Annotated in this window: 8 protein-coding genes and 1 tRNA gene; 8 read left to right on the top strand and 1 reads right to left on the bottom strand. The window is 67.0% G+C overall.

What is annotated here, in order from left to right:
• Together VFE28_12040 and VFE28_12035 are read left to right on the top strand one after the other, a co-directional pair.
• On the top strand, positions 1 to 1390 hold a 1390-nt coding region (locus VFE28_12040; protein ID HZM16722.1), incomplete at its 5' end, for a hypothetical protein.
• Positions 1391 to 1561: 171 nt separating this feature from the next.
• Positions 1562 to 1637 (top strand) — tRNA-Gly (locus VFE28_12035).
• Positions 1638 to 1686: 49 nt separating this feature from the next.
• On the opposite strand, the gene VFE28_12030 is transcribed toward VFE28_12035, so the two are convergent.
• Positions 1687 to 2667: an LOG family protein gene (locus tag VFE28_12030; GenBank protein HZM16721.1), complete on the bottom strand. Its 981-nt coding sequence runs from the start codon at positions 2665 to 2667 to the stop codon at positions 1687 to 1689.
• A gap of 783 nt (positions 2668 to 3450) precedes the next feature.
• Between VFE28_12030 and VFE28_12025 the strand changes: the two genes are divergently transcribed.
• The 6 genes from VFE28_12025 (at position 3451) to VFE28_12000 (ending at position 8522) form a co-directional block, all read left to right on the top strand.
• The gene (locus tag VFE28_12025; protein ID HZM16720.1) at positions 3451 to 4086 is read left to right on the top strand and encodes a hypothetical protein; all 636 of its coding nucleotides are present in this window, start codon (positions 3451 to 3453) and stop codon (positions 4084 to 4086) included.
• Between the two features lie 163 nt (positions 4087 to 4249).
• Entirely contained in the window at positions 4250 to 5026 is a 777-nt protein-coding gene (locus tag VFE28_12020) for an alpha/beta fold hydrolase (protein ID HZM16719.1), read from the top strand.
• Positions 5027 to 5159: 133 nt separating this feature from the next.
• The gene (der, locus tag VFE28_12015; protein ID HZM16718.1) at positions 5160 to 6485 is read left to right on the top strand and encodes a ribosome biogenesis GTPase Der; all 1326 of its coding nucleotides are present in this window, start codon (positions 5160 to 5162) and stop codon (positions 6483 to 6485) included.
• The gene (gene plsY, locus VFE28_12010; GenBank protein HZM16717.1) at positions 6482 to 7126 is read left to right on the top strand and encodes a glycerol-3-phosphate 1-O-acyltransferase PlsY; all 645 of its coding nucleotides are present in this window, start codon (positions 6482 to 6484) and stop codon (positions 7124 to 7126) included. The genes der and plsY overlap by 4 nt, the downstream gene beginning before the upstream one ends.
• A gap of 26 nt (positions 7127 to 7152) precedes the next feature.
• A complete protein-coding gene (locus VFE28_12005; protein ID HZM16716.1) occupies positions 7153 to 8172 on the top strand; it encodes an NAD(P)H-dependent glycerol-3-phosphate dehydrogenase in 1020 nt (339 codons plus the stop codon).
• On the top strand, positions 8169 to 8522 hold the full coding sequence (locus VFE28_12000) for a MerR family transcriptional regulator (protein ID HZM16715.1): 354 nt from the start codon (positions 8169 to 8171) through the stop codon (positions 8520 to 8522). The genes VFE28_12005 and VFE28_12000 overlap by 4 nt, the downstream gene beginning before the upstream one ends.

Genomic DNA, 8522 nt, shown 5'->3' with positions numbered 1-8522 from the left:
GGCTCCGGCAGGCGCCGCCGATAAAGCAGTCGATTACGCCGCGCGCGCGGGCGACCGGGCCGCGGACGCGCTGGCGCTGGAGGAAGCCGCGCGTTTGTACGACATGGCTCTTCAGGCGCTCGAGTTCAAACCTGCGGGACCTGAAGCCGATTTACGCCGCACCGATCTCCACGCGCGCCGCGCGCGGGCCTTCGGCGGCATGGCGCAATGGGCACTGCAGAAACAGGAAGTGGAATTGGCGCTTCGATATCTGGATGAGCGGCACCTCGATCGCCGCGCCGAGCTCAAGCTGGAATTGGCTGAGGCCTGTTTTTTCCTGCTCGACATTCCTTCGTGTGATCAGGCCGCTACTGAGGCCCTGCATCTATCCGAACTGGGGAACCGATCGGACATCGCAGCGGATGCGATCGCGTGGCTGGCCCGCGGGCGACAAGCCAATGGCGATCTCAGCGCGGCGATCGAACTGGAGCGAACAGCAATCGCGCGTGGGGAGGGGCTCAAACGAATCTCACTCATGTTCGCGTCCCTGACCCTTTACCTTGCTGGGGAATCGATCGAGGCGCTAGAGCACGCCGCGAAGGCGGCAGCGATCGCGGAGTCCTCCCGCGATACCGGGTTTGTAATGTATTCGCTGACTCACTACGGGCTCAGTCTCGGCGCCGTAGGCCGTTATGCAGAGGCGGCAAAGGCTTTCGAACAAGTGCGGCAGTTCGGAAGAAAATACGGCCTCGTTCCGCCTCTCGCCCGGGCCATCGCCATGGCCGCCGGCTTCCATGTGAGCGCATTCGACTTCGAAGGCGCAGAGGTGCTACAGACCGAGGCGCGCGAATTGGCCGCAAGCGTGGGCTTTGCTCCGACGCTGGTCAGCGCGGGCATCGATATGTTGCTGACGTACGCCCGCCGGCACGAACCGGGGCGCGCAGAAACCCTTCTGCGTACGACGACCGCTCTGGCGGCAAACACACCGGGTTGGCACGACTGGCTGTGGCGATTACGCCTCGCCCAGACGCGCGCCGAACTGGCTCTCGCCCGGGGCGATATGGATCTCGCCTTGGCCGAAGCCCGAGAAGGCAGCTTGCAGAGCCGGGCAAGACGGCGCACCAAGTACGAAGCGCTCGGGTTGATCACATCGGCGACCGCGCTTCACCGTCTCGGCCGGACTCGCGAGGCCATTGCCGACGCGCGTCATGCGGTGGCTGTCGCACGCAGGACTTCGGATCCCGCCTTGCTTCTGCAAGCCATCGATACCTTGCTGGCGCTCGATGGCGACGATCCACTGGCCGCCGAAGCCCGCGTTCTGAACGGCCGCATCCTCGCCGCTCTCCCCGATGCAACGATGCGCCGGCGTTTTACCGAGTCGGAGGTCGTGCAGCGCATCCTCCGCCTCTAAGTGACATGCCGCGGGGCAGGTGTCGCCGTTGTGCTGGCATGGTGTGGACTCCTCTGCTAGCATGCCGCTCGGGTTCTCGTGCATCGAGTGCGCCCAGGTCCAGGGAAGGTCCCACGGCGCCTCTTGCACGGTGCCGCGTAGCGTCAGAAGTAGTTATACTAGAGTGATTGAGCGGGTGTAGCTCAGTTGGTAGAGCATCAGCTTCCCAAGCTGAGGGTCGCGGGTTCGACCCCCGTCGCCCGCTCCAGTTGCAAACGAGGCCGGTCCACCGGCCTCGTTCTTTCATCCCCCGGCATTCATTCTCTGCGGCGACGACGGCGACTGCGCTGTTCGCGCAAGGCGCGGTCGTACTCGCTGTCGCGAGCGGCGTGCTCGGCCTGCAGGCGCTGGATGGTTTCCCAGGCCTCGGCGGCGGTCTCGGCGTAGTGCACTAGCCCCAAGTCCTCCCAGGCGATGGTGCCTTCCCGGGCGAAGAACTCCAAGTCCACTGCTTGCTCCCAGAACTCGCGCCCGAAGAGGATCACGGGCAGGGCGCGCATCTTGTGCGTCTGTACCAAGGTGAGGGCCTCGAAGAGCTCGTCCAGCGTGCCGAAGCCACCGGGGAACGCCACCAGGGCCTTCGCCCGCAGGAGGAAGTGCATTTTGCGGATGGCGAAATAATGGAATTGGAAGCAGAGATCGGGGGTGATGAAGCTGTTCGGCCGTTGCTCCATGGGCAGGGTGATGTTGAAGCCCATGCTCTTGCCGCCGGCGTCGAAGGCGCCGCGGTTCGCTGCTTCCATGACCCCGGGGCCGCCGCCGGTGACGATGACGTAGTCGCAGTCACCGCCCACCTGGCCACGCTGCGTCACCAGACGGGCGAACTCCCGGGCCTCGTCGTAGTAACGCGCCTTCGCCAGGATCCGCCGCGCCACGGCCAAGCGCCGTTCCAGCTCCGGCGTCGGGCCGGCGCTGGCGACTTCGGTCTCCAGGGCTTCGACGCGACGGCGCGCCAGCTTCTCTTCCACGATCCGCGTGCCGCCGAAGACGACGATGGTGGAGCGGATGCGATGCTGGCGCAGGATGAGCTCCGGCTTGAGCAGCTCGAGCTCGAGCCGCACCGAACGCAGATCGTGCCGCATGAGGAATTCCACGTCCTCGTAGGCGGGAATGTAGGAGGGAGAGGCGACGATGCGCCGCAGGCGCTCTTCGGCGCCGTGGTCTTCCAGCTCCGCCGTGTGCGCCTCCGGTCGCGCCTTCTCGGGGAGCTTGCGGCGGTCGTCATCAGGCTGCGCCACAGTGCCACCTCGGCGCCGCCGGCAGGCCCGGAGCGGACCGCCGCGGCGTCGGCGCAGGATGGCATAGGCCGAAGCCAGAGCCAAGGACTCAGGATCGCGGCAGCAGTCTTCAGGGACAGCTCGAGCTCGGAGAAGCCGGCGGCGCAAGAAGGCGTCCGAAGTCTAGGCGTCGTCGCAGCGGAAAAGGACCGGCCGAACGCGTGCCGGCGGCCTGGGAGCGCCGTCCGGTCCTTGAGGGACAGGCGGGCCGCGAATCGCGCTGTCGCAACGAGCTCACGGCAGACAGCGACTCGACGGTCGCCCGGCTGGAAGAGGGGAGCGGTGCGCCAGCCGACGCTTGCCCGCTCCAGTGACCGGCACCGTGGCAGATCCTGTTCACGCGGCTACGCCGCGGGAGCACGCCACCACGTCCCGAGCAGGAACCATTCCCAAGGTAAAAAGGCGGGTTCTGCCCCGCAAGGGCGCCAGGGGAGCCATCGGGAGAGCCCCTAGGCGAGTTTTGACGGGAGGGGTCTTGCAGAGACGGCAGGGCCTTGCAGATGTTGAACTTTGCTGGCCTTCCCGGTCGGTCCGGCTGGGACTGGTGGTAGACATTGACGGACACCGTCCCATGTCGACCTTCATCAACCGCGCAAGATTTGCCGACTCGCGTTTCGTTCGACTCTCGATAGCGCGAGAAAGCGGGAAAAAAGCAGCAGAAACATTCGTTCACGCTTGACCCAATCCAAGAACTCTGCGTAGAATAGCCCCGTTCTTCCAAAGACTCTCTCGAGGAGGCGCCCCGTGAAGATTCGCCATCGCTCAATCGCAGCCGGGATGCTCATAGCGTTGCTCGTCGCTTCGGGGGCGAGCGCACAGAGCTGCGGCACCAACGATTTCACCCTCACCTCCGATGCCACAGCCCAGGGATTGCTCGTAGTCGGTAACTCCGGCTACCGCGGCACCATCTCCTCCGGCAACCTGTACCCAGGGACGTGGGCGATTTCGGTCAACGACGCCGGCTGGCCTACTTCTGCCAACTCCCGCCGGACGTACATCAGGAACAACTTCTACACCTACGACGCCGTGAACCATGTGTTCCACGGCACGTTCCCGGTGAGCATCGTCAACTTCCAGATGATCACGCAGTCGATGCAGTTCAACGGCACTGCCACGTTGAACCTGACTGCCCCTGACACCGATCTGGATGGCGTGCTCGACACCGGGGAATTCAACGGCGCCCAGGTCACGTCCGCCACGGTGAACGCACCTTGCGGCACCAGCACGCCCGTCTGCGGCGGGCCGGGGAGCGGCAACGGCAGCGTCATGGGCAGCGGACCGGTGTCCCAGCCGATCACTGGCGCCATGACCACGACGCCCTGCGCGACCTCGGTGGCAAAGGACGTTTGGGGCAGCGTGAAGGCCCTCTACCGCGACTGAGTCGTACGCCCGTACTCCTTGAGAACGGCCGGCCTCGCCGGCCGTTCTCGCTTTCCTGGCCCGTTTGCATCGCTCGGCCCACCTGGTTATCATCGCAGAGAAGATTCGCGCCTCCATCGACATGCCGGTGAAGGATCCAGGGACCGCCAGGAGGGGGAGTGCAGTGACGAAGCTGACTCGGACGCTGCCGCTCCTTTCCGCCCTCCTTTGCGGCCTCGCCCTCTCCGCGCGTGCCCAGGCGCCTTCGCCACCGGAGTCGGAGCGTATCGAGCTCACTTGTAGCGACGGGGTGAAGGTGTACGCCTTCTGGTATGCCCAGGGGAAGTCGGCCCAGGGTCCGGTGGCGCTCCTCCTGCACGATCCCGGGGCCACACACGCCCACTGGCGGCCGCTCTTGGAGCCGCTCCGCGCCGCCGGCTTCCGCATCCTCGCCCCGGATCTCCGCGGCCATGGCGATTCGAAGGACCCGAACCCGGAGGTTTACGCCAGCATGGTGCGGCGCGAGTCGCAGCCCTACTTCGACATGAGCCACGACGTAGAGAGCGCGTTGCAGTGGCTCACGGACGTGCAAGGTGTAGCGCCGGAGCGTATCGCTCTCGTGGGCGGAGAGTATTCCGCCGACCTGGCGCTGCAGGCGATGGCGCGCCGCCGCACTCTCGGTGCCGTGGTCGCCATGAGCCCGTCGGAGCGCTACTTCGGCTTCCCGCTGCTCGAGACCACCAAGAAGATCGGCAACAAACCCCTTTTCGTCCTCGTGCCCAAGCAAATCCTCGGCGACGGCGCCGCCAAGATGCAGGAGCTGAACAAGAACAATCCGAGCTTCAAGCTGGAGATCTATCCGGTTTACGAGCACCACGGCGTGCACATGCTCGGCCTCTCCTGGAGGGTGGAGGACAAGATCGTCCGCTGGTTGCAGCAAGTCTTCTCCCTGGAGCCCTGACCTCGCTCCATCCTCCATAGTCACAGCGACTTCCGCCGCTTCCTTCGACCCACCTTTTCTTTGACGCCTAGCCGCTGCTGTGATAATAGATTCCGGGCTCTGCTTGAGACACACCCTGAAGCTGGAGGCCACGGTGAGGCGCGCAACAGTGGCCATCGTCGGGCGGCCCAACGTCGGCAAGTCCACGCTCTTCAACCGCATGCTGCGGCGGCGCGAGGCTCTCGTCCACGACCTCCCGGGCGTCACCCGGGACCGCCACTACGGTGCCACCACCTGGAACGACCGCCCCTTCTACGTCGTCGATACCGGCGGACTCTTACCCCGGGCGAGCGAAGGGATGGAGGCGCTGGTGCGGGAGAGCGCCCTCGTGGCCCTCGACGAGGCGGATGTGCTCGTCGTCGTCGTCGATGGACGCACTGGCGCCACGGACCTCGACCTGGAGCTCGCCGGACTGGTACTGCGGCGCGGCAAGCCGGCGCTGCTCGCGGTGAACAAGTGCGAGTTCGGCCACAGCGTCGAGCAGTCGAGCGAGTTCTGGAAGCTGGGTATGGGAGAACCCTTGCCGGTTTCCGCCCTGCACGGCGACGGCACCGCGGAGCTCCTGGACCGCGTGGTGGAGCTCTTGCCGCCGGAGCGCAGTGCGGATAGCGACAGCCAGGCCGACCTCGCCGTCGCCATCGTCGGCCGGCCGAACGTGGGGAAGAGCTCACTCGTCAACGCCCTCCTGGGGGAAGACCGCTTGCTCGTGTCGGCCGAACCGGGGACGACGCGGGACAGCATCGATTCGCGCCTGCACTGGCACGGCCACACCCTGGCACTCGTCGACACGGCGGGATTGCGGCGGCGGTCGCGCGTCACCGCCGCGGTCGAGACCTTCAGCGCCTTGCGCACCTTGCGCAGCATCGAGCGCGCCGATGTCTGCCTGCTCCTTCTCGACGCCAGCCAGCAGCTAGCGCAGCAGGACACGCGCATTGGTGGCCGCATCCACCGCGCCGGCAAGGGCCTGGTGCTCTGCTTCAACAAATGGGACCTGGTGGAGAAAGATGCGCACACCGCCGCGGCCTACGTGCGGATCGCGCAGGCGGAGTTCTTCTTCGCGCGTTACGCGCCGGTGTTGTGCGTCTCGGCCACGACCGGGCAGCGCCTGGGCAAGCTCCTCGACACCGCCTGGGAAGTGGGGGAGACGCGGGCCCGCGCCCTCACCACCGCGCAGATCAATCGCGTCCTAGAGGAAGCGACGCGACGGCGACCACCGCATTTCCACGCCGGCGGCAACGGTCACGTGAAGTACGGGCTGCAGGTCGGGGTGAAGCCGCCGCGCTTCGCCTTGTACGTGAACAACCCGCTCTACTTCGACCGCTCTTACTTGCGTTACCTGAACAACACCCTGCGCGATGCTTTCCCCTTTCCCGGAACGCCGCTCCGGATCGAGCTGCGCGCCAGCGCGGAGGCCTCATGAGCGCCGCCCTCGCCCTGCTCCTTTCCTACCTGGTCGGGACCATCCCGTGGAGTCTGCTCCTGGCGCGGGCTCTGGGCGGCGTGGATCTGCGCCGCGTCGGCAGCGGCAATCTGGGAGCGACGAACGTGTTCCGCGCCCTGGGCAAGTGGCCGGCCCTGGCCGTGCTCGCCCTCGACGCCGCCAAGGGCGTGGTCCCGGTGCTGGTGTGCGCGCGTCTGCCGGGCACTCCCGTACCACTCGGAGCCGAGGGTTTCGCCACCCTCTGCGGCCTGGCCGCCATCGTCGGTCACATGTTCCCGTTCTATCTCGGTTTCCGCGGCGGCAAGGGCATCGCCACTTCCGCGGGCGTCTTCGCCTCTCTCGAGCCCGTGGCTTTCCTGATCTGCCTTGGGGTGTTCGTTCTCGCCTTCGCACTGAGCGGCGGCATCGTTTCTCTCGGCAGCTTGCTCGCCTCGCTGGCGCTGCCCTTGGTGCTCGCTTTCCAAGGTGTCGCCCGCGGTCATGTCGACGGCCTGCGCTTGGGACTCGTCGGCCTCCTCGTCGTCATGGTGTGGATTCGTCACGCCGCCAACATCGGCCGCTTGCTGCGCGGCACCGAGAAAGGTCTCTTGCGCCGCGATCGCGGCGCCGTGCCGCGCTGAGCCGCGCGGTGCGGAGGGAGGAGCGGATGGGAGAACTCGCCATCCTGGGAGCGGGAAGCTGGGGGACGGCGCTGGCCGTGCTCCTGGCGCCGCAGGCACCGTGGCTGTGGGAGCACCGCCCGGATCGCGCCGCGGCGCTGCAACGCCAGCGGGAGAACGCCCGCTACCTGCCCGGCGTCTCCCTTCCCGGCAGCGTGCAGGTGACCCACGATCTCGCCACGGCGGCACGAGCCAGTGCGGCGCTGGTGATCGCCGTGCCGTCCCACGCCGTGCGCCCGTTGGCCCGCCGGCTCGCCGCCCTGCCGCTGCCGCCGCAGCAGATCGTGGTCAATGCGGCCAAGGGACTCGAGCTCGAAACGGGGAAGCGCCTGCTGGAGGTGCTCGGCGAGGAGCTGCCACACTCAGCACCTCTGGTCGTCTCCTTGGTCGGACCGAGCCATGCCGAGGAGGTGGCGCGCGGCATGCCGACGACGGTGGTCGTCGCGGGGAGCGACGAGTCGGCGTTGCGTCGCGTGCAGGACCTCTTCAGCACCGAGACCTTCCGCGTCTACACCAACACCGACGCGGTCGGGGTCGAGCTCGCGGTGGCGCTGAAGAACGTCATCGCCATCGCTGCCGGCGTGATGGACGGCCTCGGCTTCGGCGACAATAGTCGCGGCGCCCTGCTCACCCGCGGTCTCGCCGAGATGACCCGTCTCGGCGTGGCGCTCGGCGCCCGCCCCGAGACCTTCGCCGGCCTCGCCGGCCTCGGTGACCTCGTCACCACGGCCACCAGTCGGCACAGCCGGAACCGCAACCTGGGCGAAGCCATCGGCAGGGGCACCTCGCTCGCCACCGCCCTCGCCGCCATCGGCCAGGTCGCGGAGGGTGTGGGCACGACGCGCGCAGCCCTGCAGCTCGCCCGCGCCCACGGCGTGGAAATGCCCATCACCGCCCAGGTGCACGACATTCTGTTCGAGGGCAAGGACCCTCGACTCGCGTTGCGTGACCTCATGCTTCGCGCCCCCAAAGCGGAGACGTGGAGCAAAGCGAGAGGAGTCTCATGACCATTCAGAACAAGCTGTACTACTCGATCAGCGAGGTGGCGGAGATGACCGGGGTGAAACCCCACGTGCTCCGCTACTGGGAGTCGGAGTTCTCCGACTTGCGCCCCAAGAAGAACCGGGCCGGCAACCGCAGCTACCGCGACAAGGACATCCGCATGGTGGTGGCCATCCGCGATCTTCTCTACCAGCAGGGCTACACCATCCAAGGGGCGCGCCTGCAATTGCGGGATCGGGTGCGGCGCGAGGAACCGGCGGCGCCGCCGAGCGCCAAGCTGGACGGCGACAGGAATGGCGAGACCTTGCGCTTCCTGAAGAGCGAGCTCGCCGCGCTGCGCAAGCGCCTGGACTGA

Source organism: Candidatus Krumholzibacteriia bacterium, from assembly GCA_035649275.1.
Taxonomy (GTDB): Bacteria; Krumholzibacteriota; Krumholzibacteriia.
The sequence above is the reverse complement of the archived record's forward strand: the minus strand, read 5'-3'. Positions and strand labels throughout refer to the sequence as shown.